Here is an 18,681-nt window from a genome sequence, read left to right on the forward strand (position 1 = left end):
GGCCTTGTCCATGCATCCACGTGTTTTCGCCATCGGCCTGGCCTGCCTCGCAGGCGCGCTGGCTGCGCCCGCCACCGCGCAAGGGGTTCGGGTTCCCGGTGCCCGGCCAGCGCCTGCGCTGCAACCGCCAGCAGCCCGCAGCGCTTCCGCCGAGCCACAAGCGGCCGACTTCATCGTCGCGGTTGTCAATTCCGAACCCATCACACGCAACGAGCTGGCTGCGCGCGTCCAACGTGTGCGCAAGCAGTTGGCCAGCCAGAACGGTGCCATGCCGCCCGAAGACGCGCTGGCGCGCGAAGTGCTTGAACGCCTGATTTTTGAGAAAGTGCAATTGCAGGCGGCGCAGCAAGCGGGAATCGGTGTGACCGATCTGGCGATCGACCAGGCCGAGGCCAGCGTGGCGCAGCAAAACGACGTGTCCAGGGAAACGATGTACCGCCAGCTCAAGGCGGACGGCATCACGCCCGAGCAGTTTCGCAAAGAACTGCGCACCCAGCTGGTGCTGCAGCGCCTGCGCGAGCGCGAGGCCAGCACCCATGCCAAGGTGAACGAATTCGAGATCGACCAGTACCTGCGCGATCAGCAGCCCCAGAACGGCGCGGCGGGGCTGGAACTCAACCTCGGCCACATCCTCATCGCGGTGCCTGAAGGCGCCAGCGATGCGGTGCTTGCCGAACGCGAGCAACGGGCCCGCAGCGTGGCGGAGCGGGCGCGCAAGGGGGCCGATTTCTCGGCGCTGGCCAAGGAATTTTCGGACGCGCCGGAAGCCACGCAAGGCGGCCAGATGGGGCTGCGCCCCGCAGACCGCTACCCCGAGCTGTTCGTGAACGCCTCTGGCGCACTGGCGGTGGGCGGCGTTGCCGGACCGCTGCGCTCGGGAGCGGGTTTTCACGTGCTCAAGGTGCTGGAGAAGCGCCGCAGCGACACAGCCGCCGCCACTGTGGTGCAGAGCCACGCACGCCACATTTTGCTGCGCACCGGGGCGCAGCTGAGCGAAGCGGCGGCAGCAGCGCAACTGGCCGAGTACCGCCAGCGCATTCTGGCAGGACGCGCCACTTTTGAAGACCTGGCGCGCGAGCATTCTCAGGACGGAAGCGCCGCACAAGGCGGCAATCTGGGCTGGTCCACGCCTGGGCGCTATGTGCCGGAGTTCGAAGCGGTGCTGGAAGCGCTGAAACCCGGCGAGATCAGCCAGCCGGTGGTGTCGCGCTTTGGCGTACACCTGATCGAGTTGCTGGAGCGCCGCCAGGTCAAGCTCACGCCGCGCGAACAGCGCGACGTGGCGCGGGAAGCCCTGCGCCAGAAAAAGGCGGAGGAAGCCTACGCCACCTGGGCGCGCGAACTGCGTGGACGCGCTTACGTCGAGTATCGCGACCCGGCGTGAAGCACGTTGCACGCAAACGCTTTGGCCAGCATTTCCTGGCCGATGGCGCCATCATCGAAGCCATCGTGGCGGCCATTGCGCCGCAGCCGGGCGACCCGATGGTGGAAATCGGTCCGGGTCTGGCCGCGCTGACACAGCCGCTGGTCGAACGCCTCGGGCAGCTCACCGTCATCGAGCTGGACCGGGACCTGGCCGCCAGGCTGCGCCAGCACGAACACCTCAAGGTGATCGAGTCCGATGTACTGAAAGTCGATTTTGCGCAGATTGCGCAAGACATTGGCGCTACAAAATTAAGAGTAGTTGGCAACCTGCCCTACAACATCTCCACGCCCATCCTGTTCCGTCTGCTGGCGCAGGTGGACGTCATTGCCGACCAGCATTTCATGCTGCAAAAGGAGGTGATCGATCGCATGGTGGCCGCCCCCGCGACGGCCGCCTACGGGCGCCTGTCCGTGGCACTGCAGTGGCGCTACGCCATGGAAAACGTGCTGTTCGTCCCGCCCGAGAGCTTTGATCCGCCGCCCCGCGTGGACAGCGCTGTGGTGCGCATGCTGCCGCGCGAGGACGCCGCAGCCATCTCACTGCCCTTGCTTGAAGAATTGGTGCAGGTGGCATTCAGCCAGCGCCGCAAGCTCTTGCGCCACACACTCGGACGCTGGCTGGAAGCACGCAGTTTCGCCGGAGCGTTCGACGTGCAGCGCCGCGCAGAAGAAGTGCCGGTAGAGCAATACGTGGCGCTGGCCCAGCAGCTCTGAGCCGTTCGAGGCGGCTGAAGCCTCTTTTTCAGGCGGTCTGAAGCTGCGCGGCCATGCCCGGCGTGCGCCAGAGCGAACCGTCGTGGTTCATCATGAGCGCCTGCACCGATGCGCGCTTGTGCACCAGCGCTTGGGCCCGCTCGCCGCCCAGAACCATCATGGCCGTGCCCAGACCATTCACGCTGCCCGCGTCCGTTGCCAGCAGGCTGATGCCGTGCGGGCCGCGCGTGGGACGGCCCGTGGCCGGATCAAGAATGTGGTGCTGGCGCTCGCCCTGCGCCATGAAGAAGCGTTCGTAGTCGCCCGACGATGCAACGATGGCCGGACCTTTGAGCGCCAGGACGCCCAGCATGCGCTCAGGCGCCAGTGGATCGCGCAGACCCACGCGCCAGGGGCGCCCTTGCTGGCTGCCGGCGACCAGTACGTCGCCTCCGCCGTTGAGCAAGGCATCCACCACACCATGCGCTCGCAAAACCTGCATACCCGCAGCCAGAATCGGCAGCTTGGCAATGCCACCCAGATCGATGGCCATGCCGGAGCGCGCCAGGCGCGCGGTACCGGCGTTCGTGTCCAGCAGAAGCCCACGGTAGCCCACCAGGCGCCGCTCGGCAGCGATCTCGGCCGGATCGGGCAAAACCTTTTGATCGCCAAACCGCCAGGCGCGCAAAGCGCCCACGGTAATGTCAAAAGCACCCTGCGTGGCAGCCGAGAGCGCCTGCGCGTCACGCAGCACCACCATCATCTCGGGCGGCACCGCAACTGCGTGCACGCCGGATGCGCGGTTGAGAGCGCTGACCACGCTGCGCTCGTCGTAGCGCGTCATCATGCGCGCCAGGCGCTCCATTTCGCTCCAGGCCGCATCCATTGCCAAATCCGCAGCGCGCGGCGCGGCGTCCGCGCCGCTGATCACCATGTCGACGCGGGTTCCCATCAGCGCCCGTGCGCTGCGCTGCAGGGGTGGTGGGGTGCTTGGAGCCACCGCAGCCCCAGCCCATTGCGCGGCGCCGAGCAACGGCACAGCCATGACGACGCGCCGCCGCGTCATGGTCGGGCAGGGGCGGGCAGTCTGCATGGCGAGCTTCCTTAGACCGATTGGTCCGCCATGAAGTCGACAGCGGCTTTGACTTCCTCGTCGGTCAGCTTGGTGTTGCCACCGCGAGCAGGCATGGCGCCCTTGGCGCCGGTGAAGCCTTCGATCGCGTGCTTGTACAGGGTTTCCTTGCCTTGGGCGATGCGCGGACCCCACTCGTCCTTGTTGCCTGGCTTGGGCGCACCGGCGATGCCGGCGGAGTGGCACAGCGCGCAGGTCTTGCCGTAAATGCTCTTGCCCAAAGCTGCGTCGGCCACAGGCACTGCGGCGGCGGGTGCAGCGGCGGCGTCCGGGGCGGGCGCTGGCGCTGCCGGCTCTGCGGCGGCTGGGGCTGCAGGGGCCGCCGCAGGGGCTGCAGGAGTGGCGGGCGCCTCGGGTTTCTTGTCGCCGCAGGCGGCCAGGAACAGGGAAACGACAGCGACGGCGAGAACGCGGGAAGCGGAATTCATGGGGGATCCTTACAAGAAAAAACGGGGGGCAGTCCTTGTACAGCAGGGCAGTGGCGCTGCGTGTAGGGCAATGCGCCATGCACATGATGCAGCGCAGCATCGTTGCGCAAAACTGCTCCGGAACAGCGCCTCTAATGTAACGCCGCCTCTGAGATCCAGCACAAATCCCCCTACGCTCACTATTGATCTCCATCAAAAATCAGCATTTACCCTGATCTACACTCGCATCCATGAAAACCCTTAGAGCATGGACCTGGCTGCGCCGGGCACTGCTCGTCGGCTTCCTCTGCGTCATGGGCGTCTCTGCGGCGTCGCCGTATGTGCATCCCACCCGTACGCAGTGGGTCTGCGCTGGCGCTGGTGGGGTGGCATTGGTGGTGCTGACCGACGATGGCTTGCCCACCGAGACGCATTTGCTTGACTGCCCTCTGTGCCTGCCAGCCGCAGGCCCGGCCCCGTTGGTCGTCGCTTCACTCCCAAGCGCAGCGCCGGCCGATTCACAACCCTTCCCTCCTGCCCCGACCAGTGTCTGCGCGCAATCTGGTGCGCCACCCCCTGGTCGCGGACCCCCTGTTTTTTCGTGAATCAACCCTGAAAGAAAGTCCCACCATGAACGACAAGAAAGCGTCCCAAAGCGAACTCGCAGGCATTGGCCGGCGCAAGTTCCTCAACACGGCGGCTCTGGCCGGCCTGACCGTAGGCGTCGCAGCCTGCAACGACAAGCCTGCCGCCAGCGCAGCGCCCTCGGCGGCGGCTCCCGCAGCCGCACCGGCTGCCCACGCTGCATCCGAAGTAGGCAAATACGAAGTGGCTCCTGGCCAGCTCGACGAGTACTACTCTTTCTCCTCCGGCGGCCACTCAGGCGAGTGCCGGATCTACGGCCTGCCATCCGGCCGCCTGTTCAAGCGCATTCCGGTCTTCAACATGGACTGCCTGGTGGGCTGGGGCGTTACCAACGAATCGAAAAAGATTCTCGGCACCAAGCCCGATGGCAGCTTGAAGTACCACACGGGTGACACGCACCACATCCATCCTTCCTACAAGGATGGCACCTATGACGGCCGCTACATGTTCGTCAACGACAAGATTCATGGTCGTTTGGCTCGCATTCGCATGGACACCATGGAAACCGACAAGATCGTCGAATTGCCGCTGGTCCAAGGCTTCCACGGCACCTTCCCCGACAAGCGCGACCCGGTGGACCCCGCCATCAACTACACCACGCGCGTGTTCTGCGGCGGCGAATTCGCCATCCCCCTGGACAACAACGGCAAGAACATGGATGCCACGGCCGACTACCGTTCCATTTTCAGCTGCGTGGACGCCGAGAGCATGGAAGTGCGCTGGCAGGTGCTGGTCGATGGCAACTGCGACTTGGTTGCATCTTCGTACGACGGCAAGCTCGCCTGCACCAATCAGTACAACACCGAAAACGGCGTGCATTACGAAGACATGATGTCTGCCGAAATGGATGCATGCCTCTTCTTCAACATTGCCCGCATCGAAGAGGCGGTGAAGGCCGGCAAGTTCAAGACCTACGGCGGCTCCAAGGTTCCGGTGGTCGATGGCACCAAGGCCGGCAACCCCGACCCCAAAACCTCGCTGGTCTGCTATGTGCCTGTGGGCAAGAATCCGCACGGCGTCAACGCCAGCCCGGACGGCAAATACTACGCCTGCTCGGGCAAACTCTCGCCCACTGCCACCCTCATCGAGCACGATCTCGTTCTCAAATGGTTCGATGGTGACCTCAAGGACGCGCGCGAAGCCGTGGTGGCCGAGCCAGAAATCGGCCTGGGCCCACTGCACACCGGTTTTGACGGCCGTGGCAATGCCTACACCACGCTGTTCCTGGACAGCCAGATCGTCAAGTGGAACGTGGAAGCCGCAATCAAGTCGTACAAAGGCGACAAGACCGCACAACCGGTGGTGGACCGACTCGACGTGATGTACCAGCCCGGCCACGGCTTCACCTCCATGGGTGAAACCAAGGACGCCGATGGCAAGTACTTCCTGTCGGACAACAAGTTCTCCAAGGACCGTTTCCTGCCTGTGGGCCCGCTGCACCCCGAGACGGCGCAACTGATCGACATCAGCGGCGACAAGATGAAGCTGGTGGCCGACCACGCGGTGTATTCCGAACCGCACGACTCCATCATCGTCCCGCGCAATCTGGTGCGTACGCGCCAGGTGTACGACATCGATGAGTTCCCCAACGCCGTCAAGGACGCCAAGGACTGCCGCGTCGAGCGCAAGGGCAAGAAGGTCACCGTGTACCTCACTTCTCAGGCGCCAACCTTCGGCCTGCGCGAATGGACCGTCAAGCGCGGCGACGAAGTCACCATCATTCTGACCAACCTGGACAAGGTGGAAGACCTGACGCACGGCCTGGCGATTCCGAAGTACGACATCAACTTCATCGTGAATCCGCAGGAGACCAAGTCGGTCACCTTCATTGCAGACAAACCCGGCGTGTACTGGGCCTATTGCACCAACTTCTGCCACGCCCTGCACCTCGAAATGCGCTCGCGCATGCTGGTTGAGGCCTGATCGGCCCCTCTAGCGCCTGCTCATGGTCTCGCTGGGGATCGTGCACAGGCGCAGAGGGGCAGCGCAGCCCCTGGGATGCGCTGCCCCTTTTTCTTTTCTGGACCCCTGATGCTTCTGCCGAAAACCCGTTTGATCGCCACCCTCTGGATGGCACTGGCCTTGCTGCTGAGTGCGCTTGCACCGGGGGCGCAGGCAGCGTCAGGAGCCTACGAAGCGCAATTGCCTGCTGGCCTGGCAACGGCCACCGACATGTGTGCCCTGCTGCCCTGCAAGGACGTGTTCCCCGGCGCTACCGAATTTTCTGACCGCAAGGGCCAGCCGCCTTACGTTGAGGCCTACGACAAGGCCGGCGAGGGCCGCCAGTTGCTGGGCTACGTGATGCTCTCGACCGACATCACCGACACGCCGGCCTACTCGGGCAAGCCCGTGGTCACGCTGATCGGCATGGACAAGACCGGCCACTTTGTTGGCGTCAAAGTGCTCAAGCACTCCGAGCCCATCTTGCTGCTGGGCATTCCCGAATCCGCACTGCTCCAATTCAACGATCAATACCTGGGCAAGTCGGTTGCCGACAAAATCGAGATTGGCCAGTCGCGCCCCGACGAAGACATCGTGGGGCTGGACGCCATTTCCGGCGCCACCGTCACGGTGATTGCGCAAAACCAGGTGATGATGGCCTCGGGCGCGGCAGTGGCGCGCCAGGTGGGCATTCTGGCGCCCACGGTGCGCGAGGCGGCACGCTACAAGGTGCGCGGCAATGCGCTTACCTGGGACGAACTGGTAGGGCGCGGCGCCGTGCAGCATCTGCGCGTCATGCCCGAGCAACTGGGCCAGGACCGCAGCGCCGACCCCTTCATCGAGCTGTGGTTTGGCGATTTGAGCCACCCCGACATTGGCAAGAACATCCTGGGCGATACCGACTGGGAGAACCTCAAACTCCAGCTCAAGGAGGGCGAGCACGCCATCTTCGTGATCCGCACCGCCGGGCGCGAATCGTTCAAGGGTTCGGGTTTTGTGCGCGGTGGCCTGTACGACCGGGTGCAGGTCAAGCAGGGCGCAGATTCGTTCACTTTCCGCGACCTTGATTACCTCAATCTCTACGGCGTGAAGGCCACGGGTGCGCCAAGCTTTACCGAATCTGCCATCTTCATCATCCGCTCCCAGGCGTTCTCCGATGCCTATCCCTGGAAATTCTCGCTGCTGGGCAATCGCATCGACCGTGCCACCGGCGCCAAGAGCTTTACCAGCTTCGACACACCCTACTGGTTGCCCGCTTCCATGCTCGAAGGCGGCCGACCCAAGGTGGTCGAGCCCGACGCGCCCTGGGTACGCATCTGGAAGTCGCGTGCCGTAGAAATTGCGCTGTTTGTCGTGCTGCTGGTGTCTGTCGGCGTCGTCTACGCCTACCGCGAACGCCTCACCCGGCTGTCCACGCACAAGAACAAGTGGCCAGTGAACGGATTCAAGTACACGGCCTGGGCGATTTCTATCGTCATTGTGGGCTTTGGCCTCATGGCGCAGCCCTCCATCACGCAGGTGCTGACCTGGTTCCATGCGCTGCTGTTCCAGTGGACCTGGTCGTTGTTTTTGTCCGATCCGTTCATTTTCCTGTTCTGGATCTTCATCATCGTCACCGTGTTCCTTTTCGGACGCGGCCTGTTTTGCGGCTGGATGTGCCCGTTCGGGTCGCTGCAGGAATCCATCTACAAGGTCGCCCGTTTTATCGGCCTGGGACGCTTTCAGACCAAGCTGCCGCAGAAGTGGCATGACCGGCTCAAGTGGGTCAAATACGCCGTCTTCTTTTTCCTGCTTACGCTATCCATGTTCTCCATGGGCCTGGCGGAAAAGCTCTCCGAGGTCGAGCCCTTCAAGACGACTTTCCTGGTCGGTGTGATGAACCGCTCCTGGCCTTATGGCCTGTTCGTGGCGGCCATCCTGGGCGTCTCCATCTTCATCGAACGACCGTATTGCAAATACATCTGCCCGCTGGGCGCCTCGCTCGCCATGCCCAGCACCTTCCGCTGGTTTGGCCTCAAGCGCAAACAGGACTGCAACAGCTGCAAGGCCTGCGCTGTGGGCTGCGGCGCACAGGCGATTGACGCCGACGGTCGCATTGACCACCGCGAATGCCTGCACTGTCTGGACTGCATGATCCTGTATACCGACACCAAGGGCTGCCCGCCGCTGGCCAAGGAACGCAAGCGCCGCGACAAGGATGGATTGGAGATGACGCCGATTGGCGCCAACGGCTATTTCATTCCGATCTACCCCTCTACCAGTTTCACCGACCAGATCAGCACCAAGGCCGTGAACGGCCCCGACCCACGCATGCCCACCGATCCGGCTTTGCCCGCCCACAAGATCGATGTCGGCAAGCTCGAATGGCTGTGGCTGGAATTGCGCGACCACCTCTGGCCCTGGAGCACCGAGGGTTGGCACAGCCAGCGCGCCCTGCAGATAGCGGGCTTCTCGCTCGCCGTGGCCGCAACGGTGGCCTGGGTGATGACCGCCATGGGCACGCTCTCTTCGGGCGCCATCATCGGCTGGTGGTTTGGCTGGAGCGTGTACGAAGTGCTGATCCGCCTGTCGGGCCGGCGCTACGTGAAGGACGGTCCATGGTGGCGTGACAACTACCGCGTGGCGGGCATCATGGACATGATCAGCTATGTCGGTTTCAAGAACCTGCTCATTGGCGCGGCGCTGTTCCTGGCCCTCAAGTCCTTCGGTCTCTTGATGCCATGAAGCTGCGCTTGCTACCGGCCTGGTGCGCCGCCCTGCTGGTGCTGGCAGGGGCGGCACATGCTGCCACCCTGCACGTGCAGCCGGGCCAGGACCTGGCCGCCGCCGTACGATCGGCCGCGCCCGGAGACACGGTGGTGGTGGCGCGCGGCCTGTACCGCGCCAACCTGCTGATCGACAAGCCTTTGACCCTGCGCGGCCTGGACCGCCCCACCATCAGCGGGGGCAACCAGGGCGACACCATCCGCGTCACCGCGCCCGACGTGACCATCGAAGGCCTGATCGTGCGCGACTCGGGCGACCACCAGGGCGAGCAGAACGCCGGCATCTACCTCTACCCCGGCGCGCACCGGGCTGTGGTGCAGCACTGCGACCTGACCTACAACCTGTTCGGGCTGTGGATCGAGAAGGTGAACGACGTACGCATCGAAGGCAACACCATCACCGGCAAGCGCGACTACGACTCGGCGCGGCGCGGCAACGGTATCCAGCTCTACAACTCGCAGCGCGCCCAGATTCTCGACAACAACATCAGCTTCGTGCGCGACGCGCTGTATGTCGACGTGTCGCACCACGCTGTGTTCCGTGGCAACAAGCTGCACCACAGCCGCTACGGCACGCACTACATGACCTCGTACCACAACCTGTGGGAGGACAACGAAACCTACTACAACCGCGGCGGCCTGGCGCTGATGGAAGTGCGCGAGCAGGTGGTGCGGGGCAACCGCGCCTGGGGCAATTCCGACCACGGCATCATGCTGCGCTCAGTGCAGGATTCGGTGGTCGAGAACAACGTGGTGGCTGGCAATCAGCGCGGTTTTTTCATCTACGACGTCGAGTACGTGACGCTGCGCAACAACCTCATCGTCGACAACTTTGTCGGCGCCCACCTCTCTGCCGGCGTGAAGAACAACGTGGTCGAGCAAAACGACTTCATCGCCAACCGCGAGCAGGTGCGCTACGTGGGCACCAAGGACGAACCCTGGGGCGGCAAGGTGGGCAACTACTGGAGCAACTACGTCGGTTGGGACCGCGACGGCGACGGCCACGGCGACGTGCCCTACGAAGCCAACGACATGGTCGACCGCCTGAGCTGGCGCTACCCCGGCATGAAGCTGCTGCTGGCCAGCCCTGCGGTGCAGGCCCTGCGCCTGGTGGGCCAGCAATTTCCGGTGCTGCGCGTACCCACCGTGGTCGACGCCCACCCCCGCATGCAACCCGAACACACTGACTGGAGCCTTTGGCGTGGCAAGTACTTCCCCCGTTGATGCCAGCGCGGCGGTTTCGCTGCGCGGCGTGACCAAGCACTACGGCGCGGTGCGCGCGGTCGATGGCGTCGACCTCGACATCGTGCGCGGCGAAATTTTCGGCCTGATCGGCCACAACGGCGCCGGCAAGAGCACGCTGTTCAAAATGATGCTGGGCCTCGAAGCCACCACGGCGGGCTCCATCGTGCTCGGCGGTGCGCCGGTGCGCGGTCGTGGTTTTCGTGCGGCACGCCGGCACATCGGCTACCTGCCCGAGAACGTGGTGCTCTACGACAACCTGAGCGGCCTGGAGACACTGCACTTCTTTGCCCGGCTCAAACACGCGCCGCTCGAACAATGCCCCGGCCTGCTCGAACGCGTCGGGCTGGCGCACGCCGGCAAGCGAGCGGTGCGCGAGTATTCCAAGGGCATGCGCCAGCGCCTGGGATTTGCGCAGGCGCTGCTGGGCACACCCCAGGTGCTGTTTCTTGACGAACCCACCAACGGCCTGGATCCGCAGGCGATTCGCGACTTTTACGCCACGCTGCGCACGCTGCAGGCGGGCGGCGTCACCGTGGTCATTACCTCGCACATCCTGGCCGAACTGCAGGAGCGCGTGGACCGACTGGCCATCATGGCCAATGGCCTCATTCAGGCGCTGGGCAGCGTGCAGACGCTGCGTGAGCAGACGCATATGCCGCTGGTTTTTGACCTGATCCTCGACGCGGGCGATTTCGCCCCCATCGCACAGGCGCTGCAGGACGCCACCGGCGAAAGCGCTGAGGCCGTGCCCGGCGGACTGCGCCTGGCCTGCCCGCGTACGCACAAGATGGCCGTGCTGGCCGCGCTCGCCCCATTTGGTGGCCGCGTGCACGACCTGGCCCTGCGCGAACCTTCGCTCGAAGACGTGTTCTTCGGCTTTTCCGACTAAGGCGCGCCCCATGGAACTGACACAAATCTTCACCATCGCGGCCAAGGAATTCCGCGACCGCATGCGCAACCGCTGGGTGCTGGCGGTGGCCCTGGTGTTCACCGTGTTTTCGCTGGTCATCGCCTATTTCGGTGGCGCGCAACAAGGCGCCGTGGGCTTTCGCTCGATTGAAGTCACCATTGCCAGCCTGGTAAGTCTGGTCATCTACCTGATTCCGCTCATTGCCTTGCTGCTGGGCTTTGACGCCATCGTCGGCGAGCGCGAACGCGGCTCGCTTGATCTGCTGCTGTCCCTGCCCATCACCCGGCTGGAACTGCTGCTGGGCAAATACCTGGGGCTGGCTGCGGCGCTCACGCTCTCCACACTGGCGGGCTTTGGCCTGGTGGCGCTGCTGCTGTACCAGCGCCTGAGCTGGGCCGGGCTCTACCACTACGGCGGCTTCATGGCCAGTTCGGTGCTGCTGGGCCTGGCGTTTCTGAGCATGGCGGTGCTGCTGTCGGTGCTGGCGCGCGAGCGCACACGCGCCTCGGGCCTGGCCATTGCCCTGTGGTTCTTCTTTGTGCTGGTGTTCGACCTGGTGCTGCTCGGGGTGCTGGTGAGTACCGGCGGGCAGTTTGGCGGCGAGGCCCTGGCCTGGCTGCTACTGCTCAACCCGGCCGATGTGTTTCGCATCCTGAACGTTTTTTCGCTGGACGACGTGCGCACGCTGTACGGGCTGGCCAGCATCGTCCCGGCGTCGCTGGGCAGCCAGGCGCTGCTGGGCAGCGTCATGCTGGTGTGGATTGTTGTGCCGCTGCTGGTGGCGCGCTGGAGATTTCGATGATCAGATATTCCAAGTTTTTTCGCTCGTTGCTCGCATTGGCCGTGCTGGCAAGCGCTCTGGCTTTGTCCGGCTGCGACAAAGCCGCGGAGAGCGCCAGCATCGCGCCGGTGGAAATCGACCGCAGCACGAGCTGCGATCTCGATGGCATGCTGCTGTCGGACTATCCCGGCCCCAAAGCGCAGATTCACTACGACGGCCAGGCCCAACCCGCCTTCTTCTGCGACACCACCGAGCTGCTGAACACCTTGCTCGCGGGCGAGCAGGTGCGCGCCATCCGCGCGGTCTATGTGCAGGACATGGGCGAGGCCGACTGGGACCACCCCGAAGGCCACTGGACCGATGCGCGCAGCGCCTTCTATGTGTTTGGCAGCCAACGCCACGGCTCCATGGGCCCCACCGTGGGCAGCTTTGCCAAGGAGGCCGACGCCCAGCGCTTCGCTGCCGACAACGGCGGTAAGGTGCTGCCCTTCGCCGCCATCAAGCCCGACATGGTGGACTTGAGTGGCGGGGCCAAACACGACAGCCGCATGTAGGGCCACGCCGGCACTGCCATCCACCTTGCCACCCATGAATTCGCCCGCGCTGTCTTCCCGCCGGACCTGGCTCACGCTGGGGCTTGCCGCACTGGCGTTCGGTGCCCTGCCGGGCGCCAGTGCCTGGGTGGCCCGCAAGGCCGTGCCCGAGCCTGAGAGCGACTTCTGCCTGGTGGCTCCCCCCACGCCCTACGATCCGGCCTCGGGCCTGGCGCTCGATGCGGCCCGCGCCGTGCCCAGGGACGCACGCTGCCCGGTCTGCGGCATGTACCCCTCGCGCTCGCCCGACTGGGCAGCGCAGATCATTTTTGCCAACGGCGATGTGCAGTTCTTCGATTCCCCCTTGAGCCTGTTCATGTACCTGGGCGATGTCGCGCGCTACAGCCCTGGGCGCAGCGCGGGAGAGATCGTGGCGCACTACGTCACCGACATCCCCAGCCGCAGCTGGGTGGCTGCGCGCAGCGCCTTCTACGTCACAGGCTCCAGCGCCAAAGGCCCCATGCGCGCCGGCAACCTGCCCGCCTTTGCATCACCCGACGCCGTACGCCAGTTTGCCGCGCAGCGCGGCGGCAAGGTGCTGGCGTTTGCCGATGTGGACGCCGCTCTGGTGGCGCAACTGGGTGGGCAGGGCGGGCACGCGCATTGATTTGCTATCGATAGGGTAGCTACTGATGGTTGATAGACAAGCGATACAGGCTCTTTTCGATCTGAAGCAGCCGGTGGATAGACGCGAGCCGTCCTGCTTTTGGTAGCGCCGGGCGTTGAAGGGCGCGTCGGACGAAAATTGAAAGGCGGGGTTCTTGGCAGTGCTGGCTATGGGGCAGTCGTGCCGAAGCCAGTGTTGGATCGGTCGTTCATCGGTTGAGTCCAGGTGCTGCCGAGGGTGGGCGACTGGAATGACCGCATGCCTTTGCCAAGGGCGGGTGCCGGGATGTGCGCCCGGCGGCGCAGTATCTTTCTCTTGCGTCGCCACCGGATCGCCGGCCGAGAGAAAGGCACCAAAGAGAAGGCGACCCCGCTGTCCGTGACGGTTTTTGGGGTCAGAGCCCCAATTCACCGAGCCATTGCACCAGGCGCTCAAGATCGGTGGTGAAGGCTGGAAATTCCTGTACTGGCTCAGCATCGCGGTCCGCAGGAACGGCGACGAAATGGCTGGTGGCGCCGATGTCGATGCCGCAGGCGTTGGGGTAGGCGATGCCCAAGCTTGCCGCCTTGGCTCGCTTGCGTATCGGCTTGGCTTTGGACGCCGGTGAGGCCTCAGGTGATTTGCCGACAGTCTTTGGCATGGCGCGCTCCTTTGCGACAAGGGTTCAACGATGCATGCCACTTGGGATAAGCGTCTTGAATGCTCAGTCTCTTAAACGGGATGGTCAAAGCAAGCCAAGCGGCTGCCATGAGCCTCACCAATGTCGAAGACGCAACCCGACCACGCTAACGTAGGGGCCCAAAAGGCACCAATGGCTTGTCGGTCATGTGTGGCACGCACCGCGACGGTACTCCAGCGTGCACCAAGTAAGTTTCTTCGGCTCGGAGTCCGGGCGCGGCCGGTTGGATCGCTAACGTCGGAGTTGACCGGCACGCAGCGGCATTGCGCCGCGGGGCGTACGCTCACCAGCACGCCTCGCGGCGCAATGCCGCTGCGTGTCCGCGTCGAACGACCTGTTAGAGCTCATGTCACAGCTGGCAGAACATGAACTGCATTGCCCTGTCGTTCCGCCGATACTCAGGGCGCGGAGAGAACTTCGTCTTGGTCCTCTGGATTGCATAGGCGTCCGCGACCTTAAGCAGCTTCCAGCCGGTAACCTCACCGCTTTCGCTCCCTCCAGACACTTGGAAGCAGCGCAAGATCTCTTCACCGCTCTTGTCTCGCCCGTATGCGTGCGGTTCGACAGTGCGGATGTAGCCAGAATATCTGAGCTCAATAGTCACCATCTGGGAGATTGCCTCTGTGATCTCTGTCTTCAAGCTTCACCCTCCTCCATCTTCGGAGGCGCAATGTCTCCTGCGAGTCTGTTCTCGTAACGGTGCCCACAGCCAATGCAGACGCGGATGCGGTACTCCTTCGAATCGTGGACGAGGCGACGTTGCTTGTGATCGATGTCCCAACACCGCACGCAGAACGGTGCCCCTATAGGCGCGCCATCCGCATCCGGTATGTAGTAAGCATCCCAGCGACGGACCAGCGAATCCTTCGCCTGAAAAGCCTCTTCAAGCTCCCGGATGCGCTCGTCTTTCGCCGCAAAGGCTTCCTGGAGCTCGACAAGCTCCATCTTCACATCAGCCAACGTACTTATAAGGTCTGCGACTTTCAGCTTCAGCTCAGCGCGTTCGATCGACACATCGCTTTCGCGTATGAACTTGGCGATCTCCGTCGCTGTCTTGACGCTTCCTAAGAGGGCGCCAATTGTTGCCATATCGGGCATGTGCTGTCTCCCTATGAGCTCTAACGCGATGTAGACAGCAAAACCTGCGGAATAAACTGGCCGATGCGGGATATTCTGGACACGGCTTCCTCCTGGAAGTGGCTTGCAGCCTACATTTGCAGCGACCTTGCTGTGTAAACGTCCAGGTATAAAAATTCCGTGAAACCCGGCACGCTTGCGTCGGAGGAAACTATAGCTTGCGAAGAGGTGAAATCTGGGCGCTTACAGGGCAAGTTTTGGCTGCCGGAGCGCTGGGTAGCGCATCGCAGACCGCTTTGGAAAGCGATGTCCACCGTCGGCTCCGGCTCGCACGCAGAACTGCAGATCGCATCCCCAGCATCGGCACCCCGCCAATAGCCACCCATCTCCACCCAAAGATAAGACCTTTCCGCCAGAAATAAAAAGTGAGCAGCACGACAGCAGCTCTCCTTTCAGTAGCTACCAGCGCTCGCCCATCAAGCGCCAGAGCCCGATTTCATTCATGTTCCTGCATTCCGCGCCGTCCCGGCAACCGCAGTGCCGCCATGCGCCAGACCAGTGCGCGCAATGCACGGCGCAGTGCCGGGGTGCCTGCCGGGGTGAAGGCGGCCTGCAGCACGTCCTGCTTGGCGCAGCGCAGGGCTGCGCGGTCATTCGCCTGCAGGGCGGCCAGCAGGTGGTCGTGCAGGCGCGCAAGGCGCAGCGCCTCAGCGGGGGGCAAGGCCGTTTGCTGGGCGGTGACGGGGGCCATCAAATGCTGCGCCCAGGCGCTTTCCTGGCTGAAGGGGCGGGCGGCGCTCATGACAGGGCTTGCGCGGGGGCCAAGGCGCGCGCCGAGGTCAGGGCGTACCAGTTCACATGGCGTGTCAGCACCATGACCAGGGCCAGCACGGCAAACAGCGCCAGCGCGCCCACCACCAGCGCGGTCTGCTCCAGCTGCAGCAGCAGGTACAGCAGGCCGTAGAGCAGCGCCATGCCCGCGCCAAACGGCAGGCCCCGGCGCACGCTGCCGAGCATGTGGCTGGCGTAGTAGCCCAGCAGCAGCACGCAGGCGCTGGCCGCCAGTGCGTAAGAGGCGCCAAAGGGCAGGTGTTCCGACAAGCTCAGCAGCAGCAAGAAGAAGCTGCACAGCGCACTGCCCACCAGGAGGTACTGCACCGGGTGTACGCGCAGGCGCTTCATTAACTCGAACAAGCCCACTCCCACAAAGGTAAGGGCGATGAACAGCACGCCGTACTTGGTGGCGCGTTGGGCCAGTGAATACGGGTTGACCGGGTCGATGAAGGCCACGCTGAAGCTGTCGGCACAAGCGCCGCTGGGCGTGGCGGTGGCTTGCTCGTCGCCGTCGCTACTGCTGGCCTGGCACACCGGTTTGCCCTGGGCGATGTCTTGCTGCGCCGTGGTGGCCAGGGACGACAGGCGCCATTGCGCCCTGAAGCCGTCGTCCCGCACCTCCCGTTCGGAGGGCAGAAAGCGGCCGGTAAACGAAGGGTGCGGCCAGCCGCTTTCCAGCTGCACCTCGGTGTTGCTGCCCAGGGGCACGATGGACAGGCGTTCGGTGCCCACCAGCTCCAGGTCCAGTGTTACGGCGAGGCCGTCAAGGCCGCCCAGCACGGATTCGGGCAGCATGGCGTGCAGGCCCCGGCTGTAGATGGGGTGAAAGGTGCCGGGTTTGAGCGCCAGCGTCTGCCCGCCCAGGGTGAGCTGCGCCGTGCGGATGCCGCGCGCGTCGCCCACGCCCAGCATCAGGATGGGCGCGCCACACTGCATGCGCGACCCTTTGACGGTGGTTTGCGGCTGCAGGCCGGTCAGCGGCGCCCACTGCGCTGCGAGGTGGGCCTTGAGCTTGTAGGTGTTCACTTTGTGCAGGCCCCTGGCACGTTCTTCCATGGCGGCGCCCGATGTCAGCTGAAGCTGCTCGGGCATGGTGGTCAGCCGGAACTCGCGGCGGCGCTCCTCCATGCGGCGCTCCTCGCCCTTGCCGGTTTCCACGTCCCAGCTCTCCACGCAGGCGCTGTGGATCAGTGGGCCGATCAGCGTTTGCGGCCCGGCCAGGCTGTTGGCCACGCTTTGGGCCGTCATGCTGCGGTAGTGCTGGCGGTCCTGCACCACGTCTTCGATCTGGCCCAGGCCGAAAAGCAGCAACAAAACCACGGCGGCCAATGCGGCCAGTTTGGTGAACCAGGGGTGTTTCAAGAGCGTGCTCCACAGTCAATGTGCGGGCAGTCTGTGGCGGTGCCGTGAGGGCACGATGAAGTTTGTGAGGCCAGTGTGAAGTCCGGCCCCGCTGCGGCAAGTATCAGCCTGGAAAGTGCAACGTCACGCGAAGACCCGGCGCCGTATTGCGCACCGCCATGTGCCCGCCATGCAGCGCCACCACGCGGTGCACGATGGCCAGGCCCAGACCCGAGCCGCTGCGCTCGCCGTTCGGGCGTGCGGTGGTGAAAAAGCGCTCGCCCAGGCGCTCAAGGGCGTAGTCGGGAACGCCGGGGCCGCTGTCCTGCACGGCCACCGCGTGGCCCTGCAGTTCGACTGCCACGGTGCTGCCGGTGGGCGAGAAGTCGATTGCGTTGTCGATCAGGTTGCACAGTGCCAGGGTGATGAGTTCGGCCTCCCACGGGCCGCTGGCGCCCTCGCCCGTGAGGGTGAGCGTTACGCCGCGCTGCGCGGCCCGCGCCTGTGTGTGGGTCAGGGCGGTGCGTGCGCAGTCGTGCAGCGCCACCGGGCTTTGTGACTGCGCATGCTGGCGCTGCTCCAGCTTGCTCAGCTCCAGCAGGCGGTCGATGAGGCGCTGCAGGCGCTCGCTTTGCTGCACCACCTGGGCGGCAAAAACTGCGCGGTCGCCCGCCGGCAAGTCTTCCTGCAGCAGCTCGCCGGCGCCCCGGATGGCGGCCACCGGGCTTTTGAGTTCGTGGGTGAGGGCTCGCACATAGGCTTCGATGTAGCCATGCCCCTCCAGCCGGGCGCGCATGCGGTCCATGGCGCGCGCCAGGTCGCCCAGCTCGCCCGGCACCTGCGGCACGGCCAGCGCCGGGGTGGCTGCAACTGCCTGCGCACCGGCCTCCGGGCCCTGCACGCTCAGGGCGTAGTCGCGCAGGCGCCGCACGTTCCACACCATCCACAGCGTCACCGCCACACCCACGGCGGCCGACAGCGCCAGCAGCAGCAGCCCGCCCATCAGCACCTTGTGCTCGGCCCGGTCGATAAAGCGCTGCACGGTGCGCGTGGGCTTGGCCACGGTGAGAACCCCGGCGATGCGGTCCTGTACGAAGATAGGCGCCGAGACATGCATCACGCCGCTGGTGTCGTCCCCCGGCGTGTCGCGGCTCATGCGCGCGCCGTACTCGCCGCGCAGGGTGAGCACTATGTCGCGCCACTGCGAGAAGTCCTGGCCGACGGCCTGCGATTGCGAGTCAAAGACCACGCGCCCGGCGGCATTGGTCACATAGATGCGGTAGTCGAGCGATTGCTTGGAAAACCCCCAGATGGCGGCATCGACCGGGCGGCTGGCGTAGTGCTGCACATGCCGGGCAAAGGGGCTGTCGCCTGCCTGTAAGCGCCCGGCGGCCAGGTCGTCGCTGGCCAGCTCGGCCAGGATGTGGGCCGTGTCCACCATCATGTCTTCCATCACCTCGCGCACGCTGGGCTTGATCTCGGCCACAAAGACGCGCAGCACAAAGAACGCGGCAATGCCGTTGATGAGGAAGAAGGCGAAGAGCAGGCGGATGCCCAGGCGCATAAGTCAGCAGCAGGAGAGGGAAACTATCGAAAAGATAGCTAT

Annotated in this window: 18 protein-coding genes; 10 read left to right on the forward strand and 8 right to left on the reverse strand. The window is 64.5% G+C overall.

Features of this window, described 5'->3' with window-relative positions; translation table 11 throughout:
* Positions 1-10: 10 nt before the first annotated feature.
* Both C6571_RS07035 and rsmA read left to right on the forward strand, forming a co-directional pair.
* Positions 11-1,384 carry a peptidylprolyl isomerase gene (locus C6571_RS07035; RefSeq protein ID WP_106446060.1) on the forward strand — a complete coding sequence of 458 codons (1,374 nt, stop codon included), beginning with the start codon at positions 11-13 and terminating at the stop codon, positions 1,382-1,384.
* Entirely contained in the window at positions 1,381-2,139 is a 759-nt protein-coding gene (gene rsmA, locus C6571_RS07040; protein WP_106446061.1) for a 16S rRNA (adenine(1518)-N(6)/adenine(1519)-N(6))-dimethyltransferase RsmA, read from the forward strand. Before C6571_RS07035 ends, rsmA begins: the two co-directional genes overlap by 4 nt.
* A gap of 28 nt (positions 2,140-2,167) precedes the next feature.
* Here rsmA and C6571_RS07045 read toward each other — a convergent pair whose 3' ends face one another.
* Together C6571_RS07045 and C6571_RS07050 are read right to left on the reverse strand one after the other, a co-directional pair.
* On the reverse strand, positions 2,168-3,211 hold the full coding sequence (locus C6571_RS07045; RefSeq protein ID WP_106446062.1) for an FAD:protein FMN transferase: 1,044 nt from the start codon (positions 3,209-3,211) through the stop codon (positions 2,168-2,170).
* A gap of 11 nt (positions 3,212-3,222) precedes the next feature.
* Positions 3,223-3,678: a c-type cytochrome gene (locus C6571_RS07050; RefSeq protein ID WP_106446063.1), complete on the reverse strand. Its 456-nt coding sequence runs from the start codon at positions 3,676-3,678 to the stop codon at positions 3,223-3,225.
* Between the two features lie 230 nt (positions 3,679-3,908).
* Here C6571_RS07050 and C6571_RS19490 point away from each other — a divergent pair, with 230 nt between their 5' ends.
* From C6571_RS19490 to C6571_RS07085, 8 genes are all read left to right on the forward strand, one after another.
* Complete coding sequence (locus tag C6571_RS19490) at positions 3,909-4,262, forward strand: DUF2946 domain-containing protein (RefSeq protein ID WP_146139316.1); 354 nt, start codon at positions 3,909-3,911, stop codon at positions 4,260-4,262.
* A gap of 25 nt (positions 4,263-4,287) precedes the next feature.
* Positions 4,288-6,225 (forward strand): TAT-dependent nitrous-oxide reductase, encoded by a 1,938-nt coding sequence (gene nosZ, locus C6571_RS07055; protein ID WP_106448094.1) that lies wholly within the window; start codon positions 4,288-4,290, stop codon positions 6,223-6,225.
* Between the two features lie 108 nt (positions 6,226-6,333).
* On the forward strand, positions 6,334-8,967 hold the full coding sequence (locus C6571_RS07060; RefSeq protein WP_106446064.1) for a NosR/NirI family protein: 2,634 nt from the start codon (positions 6,334-6,336) through the stop codon (positions 8,965-8,967).
* Positions 8,964-10,232: a nitrous oxide reductase family maturation protein NosD gene (locus C6571_RS07065; RefSeq protein ID WP_106446065.1), complete on the forward strand. Its 1,269-nt coding sequence runs from the start codon at positions 8,964-8,966 to the stop codon at positions 10,230-10,232. The genes C6571_RS07060 and C6571_RS07065 overlap by 4 nt, the downstream gene beginning before the upstream one ends.
* The gene (locus C6571_RS07070) at positions 10,210-11,142 is read left to right on the forward strand and encodes an ABC transporter ATP-binding protein (protein ID WP_106446066.1); all 933 of its coding nucleotides are present in this window, start codon (positions 10,210-10,212) and stop codon (positions 11,140-11,142) included. The genes C6571_RS07065 and C6571_RS07070 overlap by 23 nt, the downstream gene beginning before the upstream one ends.
* Positions 11,143-11,152: 10 nt before the next feature.
* Entirely contained in the window at positions 11,153-11,965 is an 813-nt protein-coding gene (locus C6571_RS07075) for an ABC transporter permease (RefSeq protein ID WP_106446067.1), read from the forward strand.
* Positions 11,962-12,498: a nitrous oxide reductase accessory protein NosL gene (locus tag C6571_RS07080; RefSeq protein ID WP_106446068.1), complete on the forward strand. Its 537-nt coding sequence runs from the start codon at positions 11,962-11,964 to the stop codon at positions 12,496-12,498. Before C6571_RS07075 ends, C6571_RS07080 begins: the two co-directional genes overlap by 4 nt.
* A 34-nt stretch (positions 12,499-12,532) precedes the next feature.
* Positions 12,533-13,144, forward strand: coding sequence for a nitrous oxide reductase accessory protein NosL (locus C6571_RS07085; protein ID WP_106446069.1), 612 nt, complete (start codon positions 12,533-12,535; stop codon positions 13,142-13,144).
* 394 nt (positions 13,145-13,538) lie between these two features.
* Here C6571_RS07085 and C6571_RS19860 read toward each other — a convergent pair whose 3' ends face one another.
* The 6 genes from C6571_RS19860 to creC form a co-directional block, all read right to left on the reverse strand.
* Complete coding sequence (locus C6571_RS19860; protein WP_211300709.1) at positions 13,539-13,784, reverse strand: hypothetical protein; 246 nt, start codon at positions 13,782-13,784, stop codon at positions 13,539-13,541.
* Positions 13,785-14,172: 388 nt separating this feature from the next.
* Positions 14,173-14,463: a hypothetical protein gene (locus C6571_RS19865; protein ID WP_106446070.1), complete on the reverse strand. Its 291-nt coding sequence runs from the start codon at positions 14,461-14,463 to the stop codon at positions 14,173-14,175.
* Positions 14,460-14,921: a hypothetical protein gene (locus C6571_RS07100; protein WP_106446071.1), complete on the reverse strand. Its 462-nt coding sequence runs from the start codon at positions 14,919-14,921 to the stop codon at positions 14,460-14,462. The genes C6571_RS19865 and C6571_RS07100 overlap by 4 nt, the downstream gene beginning before the upstream one ends.
* Before the next feature lie 475 nt (positions 14,922-15,396).
* The gene (locus C6571_RS07105) at positions 15,397-15,702 is read right to left on the reverse strand and encodes a hypothetical protein (protein WP_170094702.1); all 306 of its coding nucleotides are present in this window, start codon (positions 15,700-15,702) and stop codon (positions 15,397-15,399) included.
* Positions 15,699-17,096, reverse strand: a complete 1,398-nt coding sequence (gene creD, locus C6571_RS07110) for a cell envelope integrity protein CreD (RefSeq protein ID WP_106446072.1) — start codon at positions 17,094-17,096, stop codon at positions 15,699-15,701. Before creD ends, C6571_RS07105 begins: the two co-directional genes overlap by 4 nt.
* A gap of 103 nt (positions 17,097-17,199) precedes the next feature.
* Complete coding sequence (gene creC / locus C6571_RS07115) at positions 17,200-18,639, reverse strand: two-component system sensor histidine kinase CreC (RefSeq protein WP_106446073.1); 1,440 nt, start codon at positions 18,637-18,639, stop codon at positions 17,200-17,202.
* Between the last annotated feature and the right edge of the window lie 42 nt (positions 18,640-18,681).

The sequence above is a fragment of the Simplicispira suum genome, from assembly GCF_003008595.1.
GTDB classification, from domain to species: domain Bacteria; phylum Pseudomonadota; class Gammaproteobacteria; order Burkholderiales; family Burkholderiaceae_C; genus Simplicispira; species Simplicispira suum.